13 protein-coding genes are annotated in these 18023 nt (G+C 54.4%); 2 read left to right on the top strand and 11 right to left on the bottom strand.

What is annotated here, in order from left to right:
* Positions 1–6: 6 nt before the first annotated feature.
* Positions 7–432 (top strand): ATP-binding protein, encoded by a 426-nt coding sequence (locus AMM48_RS15505; RefSeq protein ID WP_102784773.1) that lies wholly within the window; start codon positions 7–9, stop codon positions 430–432.
* Between the two features lie 9 nt (positions 433–441).
* On the opposite strand, the gene AMM48_RS15500 is transcribed toward AMM48_RS15505, so the two are convergent.
* Positions 442–1251 carry a DUF4197 domain-containing protein gene (locus tag AMM48_RS15500; protein WP_102784772.1) on the bottom strand — a complete coding sequence of 270 codons (810 nt, stop codon included), beginning with the start codon at positions 1249–1251 and terminating at the stop codon, positions 442–444.
* 125 nt (positions 1252–1376) lie between these two features.
* Positions 1377–3968 carry an ATP-dependent chaperone ClpB gene (gene clpB / locus AMM48_RS15495; protein WP_102784771.1) on the bottom strand — a complete coding sequence of 864 codons (2592 nt, stop codon included), beginning with the start codon at positions 3966–3968 and terminating at the stop codon, positions 1377–1379.
* Between the two features lie 344 nt (positions 3969–4312).
* Between clpB and AMM48_RS15490 the strand changes: the two genes are divergently transcribed.
* Positions 4313–5077, top strand: coding sequence for an MOSC N-terminal beta barrel domain-containing protein (locus tag AMM48_RS15490; RefSeq protein ID WP_102784770.1), 765 nt, complete (start codon positions 4313–4315; stop codon positions 5075–5077).
* A 110-nt stretch (positions 5078–5187) separates the two neighbouring features.
* On the opposite strand, the gene AMM48_RS15485 is transcribed toward AMM48_RS15490, so the two are convergent.
* The 9 genes from AMM48_RS15485 to ptsP form a co-directional block, all read right to left on the bottom strand.
* Positions 5188–6771: a type IV secretory system conjugative DNA transfer family protein gene (locus AMM48_RS15485; protein ID WP_102784769.1), complete on the bottom strand. Its 1584-nt coding sequence runs from the start codon at positions 6769–6771 to the stop codon at positions 5188–5190.
* A 281-nt stretch (positions 6772–7052) separates the two neighbouring features.
* A complete protein-coding gene (locus tag AMM48_RS15480; protein WP_102784768.1) occupies positions 7053–7910 on the bottom strand; it encodes a DUF4167 domain-containing protein in 858 nt (285 codons plus the stop codon).
* 450 nt (positions 7911–8360) lie between these two features.
* On the bottom strand, positions 8361–9275 hold the full coding sequence (gene prmC / locus AMM48_RS15475) for a peptide chain release factor N(5)-glutamine methyltransferase (protein WP_102784767.1): 915 nt from the start codon (positions 9273–9275) through the stop codon (positions 8361–8363).
* A gap of 4 nt (positions 9276–9279) precedes the next feature.
* Positions 9280–10362, bottom strand: a complete 1083-nt coding sequence (gene prfA / locus AMM48_RS15470; RefSeq protein WP_022733089.1) for a peptide chain release factor 1 — start codon at positions 10360–10362, stop codon at positions 9280–9282.
* On the bottom strand, positions 10359–11714 hold the full coding sequence (gene hemA / locus AMM48_RS15465) for a glutamyl-tRNA reductase (protein WP_244271251.1): 1356 nt from the start codon (positions 11712–11714) through the stop codon (positions 10359–10361). The genes prfA and hemA overlap by 4 nt, the downstream gene beginning before the upstream one ends.
* Before the next feature lie 8 nt (positions 11715–11722).
* Positions 11723–12964 carry a histidine--tRNA ligase gene (gene hisS / locus AMM48_RS15460; protein WP_102784766.1) on the bottom strand — a complete coding sequence of 414 codons (1242 nt, stop codon included), beginning with the start codon at positions 12962–12964 and terminating at the stop codon, positions 11723–11725.
* Between the two features lie 128 nt (positions 12965–13092).
* Complete coding sequence (gene ispG, locus AMM48_RS15455; RefSeq protein ID WP_102784765.1) at positions 13093–14217, bottom strand: flavodoxin-dependent (E)-4-hydroxy-3-methylbut-2-enyl-diphosphate synthase; 1125 nt, start codon at positions 14215–14217, stop codon at positions 13093–13095.
* A 180-nt stretch (positions 14218–14397) separates the two neighbouring features.
* Positions 14398–15573 carry a RodZ domain-containing protein gene (locus tag AMM48_RS15450; RefSeq protein ID WP_244271250.1) on the bottom strand — a complete coding sequence of 392 codons (1176 nt, stop codon included), beginning with the start codon at positions 15571–15573 and terminating at the stop codon, positions 14398–14400.
* A gap of 165 nt (positions 15574–15738) precedes the next feature.
* Positions 15739–18021 carry a phosphoenolpyruvate--protein phosphotransferase gene (ptsP, locus tag AMM48_RS15445; RefSeq protein WP_022733084.1) on the bottom strand — a complete coding sequence of 761 codons (2283 nt, stop codon included), beginning with the start codon at positions 18019–18021 and terminating at the stop codon, positions 15739–15741.
* Between the last annotated feature and the right edge of the window lie 2 nt (positions 18022–18023).

Genomic DNA, 18023 nt, shown 5'->3' with positions numbered 1-18023 from the left:
GTCACGATGGGCAACCCCGATGACGGCAAACAACAAACCCTGACCCTGATCCGTGGTCTTCCCGGATCAGGGAAATCAACCATGGCCATTGCCTTGGCCGCCCAAACCGGCGCCACGCACCTTGAAGCCGATCAATTTATGGTCGACCGGGCGGGGAAATACCGGTTCGATGCGCGAAAACTGCGCGAAGCCCATCAGCACTGCGAAACCGCATGCGATGAGGCCCTCCATACCGGCAACAGCGTCATTGTTGCCAATACCTTCATCCAGATATGGGAAATGCAGGCCTATCTCGACATGGCAGACCGCCATGGCGCTGCCCTGCAAGTCATCGAATGCCACGGCCAGTTTGACAATATCCACGACGTGCCGGTTGATAAGATCAAGGCGATGCAGGACCGCTGGGAAGCCCTGCCCGCCAAATATCGCTAAGGTTTGATCTTAATTCGCGGCGGAAAACACCTTTTTGAGCACATCCGTTGTCCAGCGCGCCGGGTCACTGCGGATATCGGCTTCCTGAAGCGCGATATAATGGAAAAGCCCCTCCATTGCTTTATCCGTCGCATGATCGGTCAGCGACGTTTTCAAATCGGGTACAAACGGCAATGTATCATATTGCCCAACCATCTGATCATACATCGAAAGTGCCCCGGTATCGGCCAAGGCATCGGTAATCACCGGGCGCAGGCGGGCTTCGATATCACTGCCCGAAACGCGACGGAGATAGCTTGTCGCCGCGTCATCCGGGCCGCTCAGAATGCCCTTGGCATCCTCAAGCGTCATCTGACTGACCGCATTGACCAAAATATCACCGGCCTCGCTCATGGTATCTTCCGCCGCACGGTTCATGCGCAATTCGATTTCATCGGCATAACTGCCAAGTCCGGCCTTATTCATCAATTGCTGGGCGGTTTTCACACTGTCAGGCAGGGGGATATGCGCCACCGGATCGGCATTAAAGCCATCCTTCACGCCAAGCTGGGCAGTCACGGCCTCAACACCGGCATCAAGTGCCTGTTTTAGGCCCTGCTCAACCGTGTCTGACGACAGGGCCGACACGGCCGAATTGCCCGCAGTTCCAGAAGACGTACTGCCACTGCCATTTTGCTCCATAACATCGCCCAGCGCGTCCTTTGCCTTGTCAAAAAACGACTGCGCCATCACCGGCGACGCGATGCCGCCTGCCATGATCGCAATGGCAAATGTCACGGCACCCACGCGCATTGCCGAATGGTTTTTCAAAAGCTGCATTTCATATCCCGGTCTGTCATGTGTGTTTACTGGCGATTGTTACATGGTGGCCAATAATCATGGCCCGAAAAAGACAAAACCCCGATGCGATGATCGGGGTTTTGCATGTATGCGGTTAGGCCGCATTATTCAACGACATCGACCTTTTTACCATTCAGCAAAAGATCGGAACCCTTGGCAGAAACCGGGACTTTATCGCCATCCTTGATCCCGCCTTCCAGGATTTGCATCGCCAACGGGTTTTGCAGATACCGCTGGATCACGCGTTTAAGCGGACGCGCACCATAGACCGGATCATAACCCTTTTCGGCCAGCCAATCCTTGGCGGCATCATCCAGTTTCAGATCAATCTTGCGATCAAACAGAAGCTTTTCCAAACGGCTAAGCTGGATTTCAACAATCGTGCCCATCTGTGCGCGCTGCAAACGATGGAACAAAATCACCTCGTCCAGACGGTTCAGGAATTCCGGGCGGAACGATGCCCGGACAATTTCCATCACCTGACTGCGAAGCTCGCCACTGTCATGACCTTCTTCCTGATTGGCAAGGATCTCACCGCCCAGATTGGAGGTCAGGATAATCAGCGTATTGCGGAAATCGACAACACGTCCCTGCCCGTCGGTCAGACGCCCTTCGTCAAGAACCTGCAAAAGGACGTTAAACACATCAGGATGTGCTTTTTCGACCTCGTCAAACAGGATCACCTGATACGGACGGCGACGAACAGCCTCGGTCAAGGAACCGCCTTCTTCGTAGCCAACATAGCCCGGAGGCGCGCCGATCAGCCGCGCAACGGCGTGCTTTTCCATGAATTCGGACATATCAATCCGCACCATGGCCTGTTCATCATCAAACAGGAACTGCGCCAGTGCTTTGGTAAGCTCGGTTTTACCCACCCCGGTTGGGCCCAGGAACAGGAACGACCCCATCGGACGGTTCGGGTCCTGAAGGCCCGCACGTGCCCGCCGCACCGCGTTGGAGATCGACCGCACGGCTTCGTCTTGTCCGACCACCCTTTTGCGCAGGGTATCTTCCATTTCAAGCAGCTTTTCGCGTTCGCCTTCCAGCATCTTATCAACCGGAATACCCGTCCAGCGTGACACGATGGATGCGATGTGCTTTTCAGTCACCGCCTCTTCCTTCATGCCATCGGCCTGATCGTCCTCGGCTTTTTCAAGCAGACGTTCAAGGGCGGGGATTTCTTCGTATTGAAGCTGCCCGGCACGATCAAGCTTGCCATCACGCATCGCACGTTCAAGTTCACCGCGTGCCACATCAAGCTGTTCCTTGATATGGGTCGATGCCGCCATTTCGGTTTTCTGTGCTTCCCATTTCGCGGTCAGCGATGCCGAACTGCTTTCAAGGGCCGACAGCTCCTTATCAAGGCGACCAAGGCGATCTTTCGATGCCGCATCGTCTTCTTTCTTAAGGGCTTCACGTTCGATTTTAAGTTGGATGATCCGACGATCAAGTTCATCGATTTCTTCTGGCTTGGAATCCAGTTCCATGCGCAGCCGCGATGACGCCTCATCCATCAGATCAATCGCCTTATCGGGCAAAAACCGATCGGTGATATACCGGTTCGACAGCGTTGCCGCCGCGACCAAAGCTGCATCAGCAATGCGAACCCCATGATGAAGTTCGTATTTATCCTTGATCCCGCGCAGGATCGATACCGTGTCAGACACAGTTGGCTCGGACACAAACACCGGCTGGAACCGCCGGGCAAGGGCCGCATCCTTTTCGATGTGCTTGCGATATTCATCGAGTGTCGTCGCACCGATGCAATGAAGCTCACCGCGTGCCAACGCCGGTTTCAAAAGGTTGGAGGCATCCATCGATCCTTCGGCCTTGCCCGCCCCGACAAGCGTATGCAGCTCATCAATAAACAGGATGACTTCACCGGCCTCCGATTCAATTTCGCTTAGAACCGCTTTCAGACGTTCTTCAAACTCGCCGCGGAATTTCGCCCCGGCAATCAATGCGCCAAGGTCCAAAGACAGAAGCTTCTTGTCCTTAAGCGTTTCAGGGATATCCCCCTTCACGATCCGCAAGGCCAAACCTTCGGCAATCGCGGTTTTACCAACACCGGGCTCGCCGATCATCACCGGATTGTTTTTGGTCCGCCGTGACAGGACCTGAATGGCACGACGGATTTCCTCATCCCGGCCAATCACCGGGTCAAGTTTGCCGTCGCGCGCCGCCTCGGTCAGGTCGCGGGCGTATTTTTTCAACGCGTCATATTGGCTTTCGGCACCGGAACTGTCGGCCGTGCGGCCTTTGCGGATGTCATTGATCGCACCATTAAGCGACTGCGCGGTCACACTGGCATCGGCCAGAACCTTGCCCGCCGTTGATTTCGGATCAAGGGCAATGGTCAACAGCAACCGTTCCGCCGTGACATAGCTGTCACCGGCTTTTTTGGCGACCTCCTGTGCCTGATCCATCAGGCGGGCAAATTCCGATGACAGATAAATCTGACCATTCCCGCCGGAAACCTTCGGCAGTTTGGCAAGCTCGGCCGCACAGCGTTGCTGTGCCAGTTTGGGGTTGCCCCCCGATGCCTTGATCAGATTGGCTGCCAGACCTTCTTCGTCGTCAAGCAGCACCTTAAGAAGATGGATGGGCACAAATTGTTGATGGTTTTCCCGCAACGCCAGCGATTGCGCAGACTGAAGGAAACCTTTGGACCGATCCGTAAAGTTTTCAAATTCCATTCCTGTCACTCCTTGAGCCAACAGTGTTCATGAGATGTGGACCTTCTTGGAAGCATCCACGGCGTAAGCGATGGAAAAATTATAGATTTTTTCACCGCCGACTACTTTGATATGTCTCAGTTTAACCCGTTTGCAAGCAGATACCCCTACAAAAGTTGCAAGAATTAATTGTGCGCCGCAACACGATTTTCTGTCATTGTTACAGTCTGCGTGAAAACGACCTGAATTTACTGCGAAAGCAGGGGTTGCCCAGCGCAAAACAACACATTAACGTCACGATAAATCCATGCTGGCTCGCCCAAATTTAAACGGCATGGACAATGCGCCATACAGGAAACAAGACAATGACCGTCGAGCTCAAAGCCATCCGACGTTACCCCGTCAAGGGGATGCGCGGGATTGATATGCCCAAAGCCACCATCACAGCCCACAAAATGATACCCGATGATCGGCGTTTTGTGATTGCCACCCAGTCATCAACGGGGCAGGACGGCGTGCATGAGTGGGCGCGTAAAAGCAATTTCCTGCAATTGGTCAACACCCCGAAACTGGCCGAGCTTGGCACCGAGTATGACGACGCCACATCAACCCTGACGGTGATGCGCAATGGTCGGGCAATCTGCAAAGGCAAACTTGATGACGCCATGGGCCGCACCGTCATCGAAGATTTCCTCAAGGCATTCCTGAAAAACGATATCGCCGGCACACCGAAAATCTATTCCGTTCCGGACACCCAGTTTGGCGACATGAAGGAACCCTATATTTCGATCCTCAATCTGGCCTCGATCCGTGATTTTGGCGAACGCATTGTTCAGGCCGAAATCGATCCGATGCGTTTTCGCGGCAATCTGCTGATTGACGGGTTGGCACCTTGGAAAGAACTGGAATGGGAAGAAGACCAGATCATCAAGATCAATGATGGCACCTTTCGGGTTGTTCACCCCATTACGCGCTGCAAAGCCACCAGCATCAACCCCGATACCGCTGTCTCGGATATCAATGTGCCGTTGATGCTACGCAAAGGGGTCAATCACCTTTATATGGGCATGTATATTGAGCCCGTCAGCGATGCGGTCATCGCACCGGGCGAGACCGTAACCATCGCCTGATCTTATCGGACACAACAGCCGCCTGTTAAAACGCCTGATCTTTTGCTGCGATGAAACGCAGTTCGGGGTCAGGCGTTTTCTTTGGGAGAACCCTCCCTTGGGTTCAGACCCTAATTAAAGGTCGGCGCGTGAACGGCAATCCCGGTAAACAGTTCATCATGATACCAGTCAATCCGGTGCGCCTTGATCGGCGGCACCCCCTTGCGGAACAAAATTTGTTCCTCTTTGGGGAACCGTGCGACTTCTGCTGACCGCAAGATTGGCTGAGCATCCTGTCCCTTTAAATGAACAGGACGGTCTGTCGAACTGCCGCCCCCCGTATCATCAAATTTTGACATCGCCGTCAGGCCAGCCACCCAATCAAGGTTGAATGCCCCATCCTGACTAAGTACTGAAATGGCATCCACCCGGCCCACAACGTTTTCCCAGTTCAGACACACATCCATCAAGGCACTGACACCACTAAAGCCCGGCCAGACGATCATGCCTTCGCCGTACCCACCGCCCAGCAAGCGTTCAAAAAGTGGCATGCGCCCAACACTTTCGATCCCGTCCATCAGCACAAGAAACTCAGGGTCACCGCTTTTCCAGTTGCGCTGATTGAGCATATTCATCATCCCGGCCAGCATGACGCGGCTAAAGGACGGCTGAACATCGGGCGTATCCCCGCCCACCTGACCAATCACAAAAATCGAAACCGCACTGCTGGCAATGTCGTCAATGTCAAAGCTGCTTTTGCTTAGAACGCGCGAAATTTGCGGATTATCAAATTCTGCGGTCGACGCACGACAGGCTTCGATGATCTTCATACGCTGATCTTCGGTCATATCAAGGATATTAAGCGCAACGTCTGAAATCCGGCCGTCGGCCGATTCAATGTTCATCAATTCTTCAAGGATTTTATAAAACCGGTGCGACGGCATGATCAGGTTGCGGCGAACCTCACCAAGATTACGGTTTTCTTTCGGGCTTGTCCGGATCGTATGAACAATAAACCCCTGCAACAGCGAACGCGCAATGCGCACTTCCTGCTCGTCAAGTTCCTGAACAAACATCGGGGCTAACAACGTATCGGCGATCAAACCGGTATCGGTGATCATGCCCTCGCCCTGCTGGCGGATGAAATCAAACGGATTAAACTGATCTGACTCAAAGCCGCTCTGACCATGCGGGTCAATGACAATCAGGTTCTGACCAAGCTTCTTGCGCCGATCATGAATGGCGCGAAAAATGCTGCCATTGCGTTCATAAACAAATAGATTTCCAGTGTGTAGCAAGGCGTTCGGTTCTGCTGATGCCCGGTAATATTCTTCGGGCGATGTCGAAAATGTCAAAACACGTTTAAGCCCGGATGCCCCGATAAGGCTTTTGTCCTCGCCCCAACGGCCAAGAACCATCGACGGATTGCTTTCAAGCATTTTGCGCGCGTTTAAATCTTCACGCTTTGCCCACTGGCCTTCGGCCTTTGTTTTGGCGGCCTGTGCCGGTGACATGGATTTCTTGTTTTTGCTTGGGGATGATCCCTTCATCCGGTTCAAGGCAATCACCACAACAGGAAGGAACATTGGAATGATGAAGCAGACCGCACCAAGAAGCGCTAACTCGTAGTCGCCGTTAAACAACCCAAGAGCAACAACCATTGCGCCAAGCGCCCAAAGCAGCACCATGACGACGCGAAATAAGCCAGTCCCCATCAAAGACTCCCAAGTAGTGGCAATCTGCACCACGCCAACCCATCACCGCATTGCGGTCATCTCGTCACTTATTATGTGTAACGTTGGTTAAACTGATACCAATAATAATCAACGGTTGCACGGTTTATTCGGCTTTATAATCCAAAGTTTTACACTGCATTTTATCCGCAACCATACCCACAAGGTGCCGCGAAAAGCGCGCATCGCACACAGCAAAACACCCCCGCAGATCTATTTCTGCGGAGGTGTTTTTACGTAAAAGATATCAGGTGTTGTTCGTATCAGGCCGAAACGGGTTCGGAACCATCATCAGATACGGTTTCACCACCTTCGCCGTCTTCATCACGACCAGCAGCCCGGCTGCGCCCACGACGTGCCGTCGGATGACGCCCACGTGTACGGGTCGTGCTGCTTGATGCGCGACGCGGTTTCTTTTCTTCACCGTCCGAACCGGCATCCTGCCCTGAATCCTGAGCCGTGCTTTCACCATCAGATGAAGAAGCAACTGGCGCCGAGGTTTCAGCCGAAGAACCGGCATTGGCATTGGGACGATCAGAGTTCGGTGCCGCATCGGAATTTTCAGGTCTGCGGCTGCGGCTGCTGCGACTGTCCGTACGGCGCGCACGAGGCGCACGTTTCGGTTTGTCTTCTACGCCATCAGCCGATGCAGGTGCTGTATTTTCCTGGCTGGCGTTTTCACTGTTTGCGGACGCGTTTGACGGAGTGTCAGACGTTGCCGCATTTTCAGTGTTTTCGCCCTGATCATCACTTTGATTGGACTGGTTTTCGCCGCGGCCATCACGGTTAACGTGCTGGTTACGCGGGCGATTATTACTATTGTTGTTGTTATTATTGTTATTACTATTATCGCTGCCGCGTTCGTCGCGACGCTGATTTTCCCACTCCTGCGCAGCTTGCAAGATGCGATGGTAATGTTCAGCATGCTGGTAATAGTTTTCAGCCAAAACTGGATCGTCGGTGCAATCCTTGGCCAGAGAAACGTATTTCTCTTGAACCTGTTGGGCATTGCCACGAACGCGCCCATCTGGACCGTTGCTGTCAAAAGTTTGAAATTTAGGATTTACTGGACGTTTATTAGGCTGTTGCCGTCCGCGCGGACGTTTATTGTTATTTCTCATATCAACATGACTTTGGTGTTGAAGGACAATCCGGTGACATCATCGGCCCCGGAACCACTCCGTCTGAAAAACATATTTCCCGCTAAACAGCACCGATCAAACGGTCTCAAGACAAATCAACCAAGAACCTAATCAGGAACGGAGATTATTAACTGTTTACTGGGGAACACGGCGCTTTCATAAGCGCGTCGGGCACCCGGCCCGTTCAAACCAACCTATATGGCTTGTTCGGTTATTCCAACTGTTTTTTTCAGTACCAAACGCTTTTTTTCACATAGGACATATGCAAAAGCGAGAGCGTGTCGCATTTAATCTGCACCATTTTGCAGGAGGCAGCCTTCTGCCCGGCAAGGAAAGGGCTGCAGAGCGTAGCGGGGCTACGGTCAAGGGTCTTGACGCTGCGGGGTGGAAGGCTGTCCCGGCAAAATTGCAGATTAAATGCGGCACGCTCTACATCACGCAGCGTCCTACGGAACAACGGGTTTTCTTTGCCGCGACGCAACGGACAATTCCGCCCAGATCTTCGCGATGCTCAACACCGACAAATCCCGCCTCGACAAGCATGCGGCCAACGTCGTTTTCCTGACCGCGCCCGATTTCAAATATGACAAATCCCGCCGGTTTGGTCAGATCAAACGCCACCTGCGACAATATGCGATAGGCCGCCAATCCGTCGCCTTCGTCGGTTAAGGCACGACGCGGATCAAACTTCTGCACTTCCGGGCTAAGCATCTCCATCTCGTCACGCGTGATATAGGGCGGATTTGACATCACAAGATCAAACCCCTCGGCCCGTTCCCCATCGCTAAGTGCGCGCGCCCAGTTCGACACCCGAAATTCGGCCTGCTCGGTCATATCAAGTGCGCGGGCATTTTCACGCGCACAGTCAACCGCCCCTTCACTGATATCAAGGCCAATACCCGTTGCGCCGGGCAAATCGCCAAGGGCCGATAACAACAGACATCCGGTACCAGTCCCCAAATCAAGAATGCGCGGCGCATCCGCATCCTCAAGAAAATCAATCGCCCACTCAACAAGCGTTTCACTATCAGGGCGTGGTTCAAGCGTATCAGGGGCAAGTTTGAAGGTATGGCGCCAAAAGTCACGCTCGCCCAAAATCCGTCCAACCGGTTCATGTCGGGCGCGGCGCGCGATCATATCGCGAAATATTGCGGCCTTTTCGGGCGCAACATCATCTTCGGGCCATGCGGTGATCCGGCCCCCATCGACACCGGCTGCACGTGCGAGCAAAATACGCGCATCCATACGCGCATTTTCGATCCCGGCGGCGTTCAACGCCGAAACCCCATCGGCCATTAAGACACCAAGGGTAGATCCATCATGCTGCGAAGTACTGGCCACCATCACCTTAACTTTCGATTTCAGCCAGTTTCTGTGCCTGCTCTTCGGAAATCAGCGCATCAATCATTTCATCAACTGACGGGCCACCGGCAATGAAATCATCAAGACGATAAAGGGTAAGGTTAATGCGGTGATCCGACACGCGTCCTTGCGGGAAGTTATATGTCCGGATGCGCTCGGACCGATCGCCGGAACCAACCTGCGATTTACGGTCGGCGGCACGTGCGGTGTCCTTGCTTTCGCGTTCCTGATCATACAGGCGCGACAGCAGCATCTTCATCGCTTTTTCTTTGTTCTTATGCTGGGATTTTGCTTCCTGACTGGCCGCAACCACCCCGGACGGAATATGGGTAATCCGCACCGCACTATCGGTGGTATTGACGTGCTGCCCACCCGCCCCTTGCGAGCGATAGGTATCAATACGCAGGTCTTTTGGATCAATGCGGATATCAACTTCTTCGGCCTCGGGCAGAACCGCGACTGTTGCCGCAGACGTATGAATACGCCCGCCGCCCTCGGTAACGGGCACACGCTGCACGCGGTGAACACCACTTTCAAACTTCATGCGGGCAAATACGTCCGTGCCCGACACATTGACAATGACTTCCTTAAACCCGCCAAGATCGTTTTCACTGGCGTCCATTTGTTCAAACTTCCAGCCGCGCCCTTCGGCATAGCGCTGATACATCCGATAAAGGTCGGCGGCAAACAGGGCGGCTTCTTCGCCGCCCGTACCGGCGCGAATTTCAAGGATGGCGTTTTTACTATCCGCACTGTCTTTGGGGATCAGCATCAGCTTAACGGCGTGTTCGGCCTCAGGCAGCTTGTCCTGAATTTCGTATTTTTCCGCCTCGGCCATTTCGCGCATATCGCGATCGCCATCCGGGTCCGCCAGAATTTCCTTGGCATCATCCAGATCGCTCAGAAGCTTTGTATAGACCCCAATCGCCTCAACAATCGGCGACAGCTCCGCATGTTCACGTGACAGTTTGACAAAGTTATCGCCATCAAGCTCGCCGCTCGACAAAAGTGAATTGAGCTCGTCGAACCGGCGTACGACGCCATCAAGCTTACCAAGGTCCAAACTCACTCTTTATTCTCCTGTTCGGGGTCGGTTGGGGTGTTTTGATCGCCAACCGGTTTGTCATCAAGTTCAAATAAGCGCGCCAACAGTTTCTGGGCCTTCACCCATTCGACAGTGCCTGCACCATCCGTTGTCGTCGCCAGATCTTTTAGGGCCTGGGTCGGCGTATGCAACAATCGATTGATCAAAAGCCGCGTTGCCTTTTCCGCATCCCCCTGGCTTTCGTTTAAAACATCAGAACGCACCGTTTCAAATCGTTTGCGCAAATCGGCAATTGCCGGAACGGCGGCCCGCTGTGCACGGTCGCGCACAAACCCGTCAAGTTCCGCCTCAATAAGGGCCCAGGCTTCTTCGGCCTTTTGTTCACGTCCACCGCGCCCTTCGGCGGCGATATTTTCAAGGTCTTCGATCCGATAAAGGAAAACCTCGTCAATCTCATCGACCTGCGGGTCGATATCACCGGGCACAGCCGTATCAATCATCAAGACCGGGCGATACCGGCGGCGTTTGACCGCTGCCAACGCACGATCCCGGTCAATCATGTAACGCCGCGATCCGCCCGCAGTCAGAATAAGATCGGCCTCTGCCATCAGACGATCAAGGTCATCCATTTCCGACCAATGGCAATCAAGACGGCGCGCTACAAGACGGGCGCGTGCGGCCAAACGGTCCGTCACCAGAATGCGGCCAATGCCCCGTTCGGCAAGCGATGCGGCAATCAATTCGCCCATATCACCGGCCCCTGCCAGCAACAGGGTGCAGTTCTTAAGATCACCATGTAAATCGCGCGCCACCGACTGGGCCGCCGCCGCAATTGAAACGGCTCCCTGCCCGATACCGGTCTGATTGCGGACCTTTTTGGCAATGGCATAGGCCGCCTGATAGACCAGTTCAAGTTCACGCCCGACAAGATCATGCTTGCGCGCAATCCGGTGCGCATCCTTGACCTGACCGAAAACTTCCGGCTCGCCAATCACCAGACTGTCAAGGGATGCCGCCACCGCAAACATGTGGCGCAGCGCATCGCGGCCCGAACGAATATAAAGCTCGGCGGCCAACTGATCCCGATCGACATCCGCCCAAAGCGACATCAGATCAATCAACCGTTCCCGGCCACGTTCGGCCTCGGACGCCAATAGATGAATTTCAGTACGGTTGCAGGTCGACACCACAACCGCCTGCCCCAAACGGGCTTGGGCAATCGCGGCCAAAAACTGCGGCAGGCGGGCTTCGTCAATGAACAGACGATCGCGGGTATCTTCGCTGGACCGCCGATGATTGGTGCCGATCACCAAAAGGCGATCTAGCGGCCAATCCCCGGCATCTTCATGCGAAATCCCGTCTGCCCCGTCTGTCACGCCTTAACTCATCCTTTGCTGATCACGCCAGCCAGTTGATCAAGGGCCACTTCGCGCTGTTCGCTGCTATCAAGATCGCGCAACTGGGCAACACCGTTTGCCAGTTCGTCATCACCAAGGATCACCGCCATACGGGCATTGGCCTTGTCTGCCCGTTTCAGGCGTTTTTTCATATTGCCGGAATAGCCAAGCTCAACCGCAATCCCGGCTTCGCGCAACGTCTGAGCCAGTGCACGGCATTTGGCTTCGGCAGCATCCCCCATCGGAATAAGCGCAACCGGGCGCGGCCCCGCCGGGGCTTCACCAACCATAAGGGCAAGTCGTTCAACACCTGCCGCCCAGCCAACACCAGCCGTCTGCGGGCCACCCATGGTCGAAATCAGCCCGTCATACCGGCCACCGGCCATGACAGTGCCCTGCGCACCAAGGGTGTTGGTCGTGAACTCAAAACAGGTGTGGCAATAATAATCCAGCCCGCGCACCAGACGCGGGTTCAATTCATAATTGATCCCGATATCGCCAAGCCCTTCGGTCAGACCCTTGAAGAATTCCTTGCTGTGTTCGTTAAGGTACTCGGCAAACAGCGGCGCATTGGCCACCAGTTCGCGGTCCCCGTCATCCTTGGAATCAAGAATACGCAGCGGGTTTTTTTCAAGACGATTACGGCTGTCTTCTGACAGCTTGTCAAAATGACCCTTGAAATAATCAACTAAAACGTCGCGATACGCCGCACGGCTTTCCGGATCGCCAAGCGTATTCAGCTCCAGCGTGATGCTGTCCCAAAGACCAAGGGTTTTAAGGATATGCGCGCCATACCCGATCATCTCGATATCGCCGGCAACCTGCTCAACACCCAGCAGTTCGGCACCGATCTGGTGGAACTGGCGCTGACGGCCCTTTTGCGGACGCTCATAACGGAACATCGGGCCGTAGTAACTGACCTTGACCGGGGACATCTGCTGCATGCCATTGGACATATAGGCCCGCGCAATACCGGCTGTTCCTTCGGGGCGCAGGGTGATCTGTTCACCACCGCGATCTTCAAAGGTGTACATTTCCTTGGTTACGACATCGGATGTATCGCCAAGGGTCCGGGCAAACACGTCGGTAAATTCAAAGATCGGCGTGGTCATACGCTGATAACCATACAACTCGCCAATGTCGCGTGCGGTATTCGCGATATGATCCTGCAATCGGTTCTGTTCAGGCAGAAGGTCATGCGTACCACGGACGGGTTGAAGCGATGCCACTTTGGGTCTCCGATCTTTCTTTAAATCCAGCAATTTGCCCACAAGGCAATTGTGTGCAAATTCATGCGAACATGAAAATAGCTTTCCGCCGGTGTGGCGGAAAGCCAAAACTGATCAATACAACTTTGCTATTCCGCCGCAGCCAGTTTGGCGGCTTCTTCGGCTTCGATTTTTGCCGCACGTTCTTCGACCAGATCGACGATATGATCGACCATCTTTTCCGTGCTGACATTATGATCCGGGCGCCCGGAAATATACATCTTGTGATTGCCCCCACCGCCACCGGTCAAACCGATATCGGTTTCACGCGCTTCGCCCGGACCATTGACAATACAGCCAATGATCGACAGCGAAATCGGGGTTGAGATATGGGCAAGACGTTCTTCAAGGGCGGCCACGGTTTCAACCACGTTAAAGCCCTGACGCGCACAAGATGGGCAGGATATGATCTGCACACCACGGGTGCGAAGGCCAAGTGATTTCAGAATGTCAAATCCGACATGGATTTCCTCAACCGGATCGGCCGACAATGACACGCGCAGCGTATCACCAATACCGGCCCATAAAAGGTTGCCCATCCCGATGGCTGATTTCACCGTCCCACCGCGCAGGCCACCGGCCTCGGTAATGCCAAGATGCAGCGGATAATCACAGGCTTCTGCCAGCCCGTAATAGGCCGCCACCGCCAGAAAAACGTCGGACGCCTTGACCGAGATTTTAAATTCGCGGAAATCAAGGTCTTCAAGGATTTTGGCGTGGTTCAGCGCACTTTCAACCATCGCCTCAGGGCATGGTTCGCCGTAACGCTCCAACAATTCTTTTTCCAGCGATCCGGCATTTACCCCGATCCGCATCGAACAGCCATGATCCTTTGCCGCCTTGACGACTTCGCGCACACGTTCGGTCGACCCGATATTGCCCGGATTGATCCGCAGGCACGCCGCACCGGATTCGGCGGCTTCAATCGCGCGTTTGTAATGGAAATGGATGTCGGCCACGATCGGGACATTGACCTGTTTGACAATCTCCTTAAGCGCGAACGAGGATTCCTGATCCGGGCAGGACACACGCACGATGTCTGCACCGGCTTCTTCCAGACGATGGATCTGCGCAACTGTCGCGTTCACATCGGTGGTCAGGGTGTTTGTCATCGACTGCACCGTGATCGGTGCGTCGCCGCCAACTTCCACATTCCCGACAAGGATTTTGCGGCTTTTGCGGCGTTCAATATCGCGATATGGGCGGACGCTCATTTCCGGTTCCAAAATGTTCAAGGTGTCTTGGGGTGTATATAGCTTATCAAACGCCGATTAGAAACCGTTGGCTTGCGGATTTTCTCACCGATTTTGCATGGCAGGCACGAAAAAGGCGACCCAACAGGGCCGCCTTTGGCATTTAATCTGTCACACAAACCATTTTACCGGCACTAGCGTTTACTGAACAGTCGATGTTTCAGCGTCGGTCAAATCATCAACATTCAACGAAAAGTCCGAAATAACCGCCCCGTATTCACCAACCGGAAGGGCTTCGTTCCCGTCGATGCTATAAGTCAGGGCACCGGCATTACCGACTTCAAGCTTAAGCCCGTCACGGTTCGGCACACGATAGGTATCGCCCGCCGTCAACATCCGGGTCAGCAAGACATTGCCATCAGCTTCGCGAATGCGAACCCAACTGGTTTCCGTCGCTGAAATCGTGACACGGCTGTCAACATTGACCGATCCAAACACACGCGCCCCCCCCGCATCGTCAACGTCAGGCACCTCCGGTACAGACGCAACTTCTGCGGCTGGCGCAGCAGGTGTTGTTTCAGGTGCCGTTTCCGGTGTTTGGGCCACCGGTGCTTGCGGCTCCGCAGCAGGTGCTGCTTGCGCCGTTTCGCTTACGGGCTGTTCTGCAACGTCTGCCGCCGTATTTTCGGCTTCTTCAACCGGGGCCACAGTAGTTTCAGGTGCGGTTTCGACAACGGCAACATCATTTGACCCTGCACCCTCACCCTCCGGCGTGGTGGCTGAACTTGCAACGGGTGTTTCCACCCCGGCAGGTTCGCTTGCAGTGTCAGTAGTATCCGTCGATGAAACCGGCGCTTCGGCTGCCCGTGCCTCAGCCGCGTTTTCAAGTGTACGCGGCTCAGGCTCTTTCGGTGCAGACGTCGTATAGCTTGCCAGTCGTTCGGGCAGCGGATCGACCAGATCGGCAATGGTTTTGCCCTGGCTTGAAAGATAGTACCACCCGCCGTAAGCCCCAATCCCAAGCAATGCGGCAATCAAAAGAACTGCCCCGCCTGGAACCCGGCTTTCTTGAACCGGTTTTGGGAACGTCAATTGCGTTCTCGCTGCCGGCGCGTTGTTTTCCTCACGGAAACGACGCGCAATCTCAGCCCCGTCAAGGCCAAGATGCTCGGCATATGCTTTAACGAAGCCAAGACCATAGGGACCATTCGGCAAAAGCGAATACTCCCCATTCTCGATGGCTTCGACATAAATTTTACGAATACGAAGAAGCTGACAAACGTCTTCAACGGTTTGCCCCAACCCGATACGGGTCTGTTTCAAGAGTTGTCCGACATCGGCGTGACCGCCGAGCTGGTTGTTCTCTGCTTCCATCATAATATCATTCGAGGGATTATCCCCGGACAACGGCCTGAAGCGCAGGCGCCCGCGGGCATCCTCATTCAAATGATCTTCCTTTCGCTTTTTGATCGCCAACTCCGCACCCCCACGTTACGATCTAGCAATAAAAATATCAGAAATCCCCACCAAAAGCGATTGTTTTTAAAGTTTTACACCGTGATCTATTGCGAAAGCCTTAAGACGAGATCGCAGTGATCTGGTGGAATTATTCATTATCGTCAGAACATAACGTTCAACTTCATACTTGCACATACTTCTAACCATTTCCTTTACAGGACCGATAGACGCAGGCGCCATAGATAAACGCTTTATTCCCAAGCCGATAAGAGCCATTGCCTCCAACGGTCGCCCGGCCATTTCGCCACAAATGGTTAACCGGACATCTTTCTCGTCACACAGCGTAACCAACTGGCGCATAAATGCGAAAACGCTGGGTGATAATGTATCATATCGTCCTTCAATCCGCGGATTACCACGGTCTGCGGCAAACATAAACTGCAACAGATCGTTGGTCCCGACCGACAGGAAGTCAACACGCTTAAGCAAGGCTGGTGCCTGCCAGATAAGGGCTGGCACCTCAAGCATCGCGCCGACTTCAACCTTGCGCGGCACAAAACCACGTTCGGCTTCACGCCTTAGCTGATCATCAAGCAGGACTTTCGCCTGATCGAATTCGGCAACCTCGGCGATCATCGGGAACATGATATAAAGATCACGATCATGCCCCGCACGGATCAAGGCGCGCAGCTGATGCACCAGCACGGCAGGCCGATCCAGCGTAATGCGGATTGAACGCCACCCCATTGCCGGGTTCTCTTCAGTCATATCTTCCCAATAGGGCAACAATTTGTCACCGCCGACATCCAACGTCCGAAATACGATTGGACGGCCCTCGGCCTGCTCGAAAATACGGTTATAAAGTTTTGTCTGATCGGTGATGTCGGGCATGGCAGATCGCACCATGAACGGGATTTCCGTCCGGTACAGACCAATCCCATCCGCGCCGCTTTCAATGACATGGGGCACATCAATCAAAAGCCCCGCATTGATATTAAGCGAAACATCCACCCCATCGGTCGTGCACGACGGCATATCGCGCATCTGCGCATAAAGCGCCTTGCGCTGTGCACGGGCCTTAAGCGCCCCGTCAATGACCGCACGGACATCTTCACTGGGGCGCACGAACAACTGGGCATTGTCGGCGTCCACAATCAGTGGATCACCGCCTTCGACCTTATCAAGAACGCCCTTAACCCCGCCAAGAACCGGAATATCAAGGGCACGGGCCACAATCGCCACATGCGATGTATGTGACCCTTCCTCAAGCGCCAACCCGCGCAACCGGGTGTGATCGTAATCCAAAAGTTCCGCCGGGCCGATGTTGCGCGCCACCAGAATAATTTCATCGGGCAGATCACCAAATGCCGGCGACTGATACTGGCCGGACAAATGCTGCAACAACCGGTTGGCAAGGTCTTCAAGATCATGCAGGCGTTCGCGCAAATACGGATCTGTCACCTGCGCCATGCGTGCACGGGTATCGTCATGAACCTTCTGCACAGCCGCTTCGGCCGTCAACCCGGTATGGACCGCCTCGGTAATCCGGTTAAGCCACCCGGTATCTTGGGCTATCATCCGATAGGCCTCAAGGATGTCGCCCGGATCGTCCGCCTCATCAAGGCCGTCAATGTCGGAAACCGCCTCAAGCATCTTATCAAGATGGTTCTGCAAGGCCCGCATGGCTTCCCGCAGCCGCGTCAGTTCCTCTTCGGGGTCATCGGACACCATGCGGTCAATGACAATGCGCGGCTCATGCAGAACGGCAATCCCCTTGCCAATCCCCGGCGCAAGCCGTGCCCCGCCAAGACGCAGCGGCAAAAGTGCGATGCCATCGGTCGGAATAAGTTCTTCGCGGCTAACCAACTCACCACCGGCGACCATTTCGGCCAGCACCATGGCAACGTTTTCAAGCGCTTCCTGCTCGTCCTCGGAATACAGGCGTTCGGTGCGGTTCTGCACCGCCAAAACGCCAATGATACGGCCCCCGCGCAGGACCGGCACACCGATCATGGAATGATAGATTTCCTCGCCGGTTTCCGGGCGATAGGCAAAGTTCGGATGACTTTGCGCGTCCTTAAGGTTCAAGGGCCGCGCATGGGCGGCAACAAACCCGACAATCCCCTCACCCACCCGAAGGCGTGTCATATGGATTGCCTCTTTGGACAAACCACATGTCGCAAACAGCTCAAGCACTTCGCCCGCGCGCATCACATAGACCGAACACACCTCTGCCACCATATCGGCCGCAATAATGGTCACGATCTGTCCAAGGCGTTCCTCCGCAGTCCCCGGTCCAGCCATAACGTCGCGGACGCGCTTTAAAAGGCGTCGCGGGCCAGAAACTGCGGCGGACGGAATGCTCATCT

It is taken from the genome of Thalassospira sp. GB04J01, assembly GCF_000751115.1.
Lineage (GTDB): Bacteria > Pseudomonadota > Alphaproteobacteria > Rhodospirillales > Thalassospiraceae > Thalassospira > Thalassospira lucentensis.
Note: the sequence above shows the minus strand (reverse complement) of the source record. Positions and strands in the feature narration are given on the sequence as shown.

Coding starts and splice junctions, on each gene's coding strand:
- clpB (WP_102784771.1), bottom strand. CDS start 3,968: ATGGAATTTGAAAACTTTACGGATCGGTCCAAAGGTTTCCTTCAGTCT.
- ptsP (WP_022733084.1), bottom strand. CDS start 18,021: ATGAGCATTCCGTCCGCCGCAGTTTCTGGCCCGCGACGCCTTTTAAAG.
- AMM48_RS15480 (WP_102784768.1), bottom strand. CDS start 7,910: ATGAGAAATAACAATAAACGTCCGCGCGGACGGCAACAGCCTAATAAA.
- prmC (WP_102784767.1), bottom strand. CDS start 9,275: ATGGTGGCCAGTACTTCGCAGCATGATGGATCTACCCTTGGTGTCTTA.
- AMM48_RS15485 (WP_102784769.1), bottom strand. CDS start 6,771: ATGGGGACTGGCTTATTTCGCGTCGTCATGGTGCTGCTTTGGGCGCTT.
- ispG (WP_102784765.1), bottom strand. CDS start 14,217: ATGAGCGTCCGCCCATATCGCGATATTGAACGCCGCAAAAGCCGCAAA.
- AMM48_RS15450 (WP_244271250.1), bottom strand. CDS start 15,573: ATGATGGAAGCAGAGAACAACCAGCTCGGCGGTCACGCCGATGTCGGA.
- AMM48_RS15505 (WP_102784773.1), top strand. CDS start 7: ATGGGCAACCCCGATGACGGCAAACAACAAACCCTGACCCTGATCCGT.
- AMM48_RS15490 (WP_102784770.1), top strand. CDS start 4,313: ATGACCGTCGAGCTCAAAGCCATCCGACGTTACCCCGTCAAGGGGATG.
- AMM48_RS15500 (WP_102784772.1), bottom strand. CDS start 1,251: ATGCAGCTTTTGAAAAACCATTCGGCAATGCGCGTGGGTGCCGTGACA.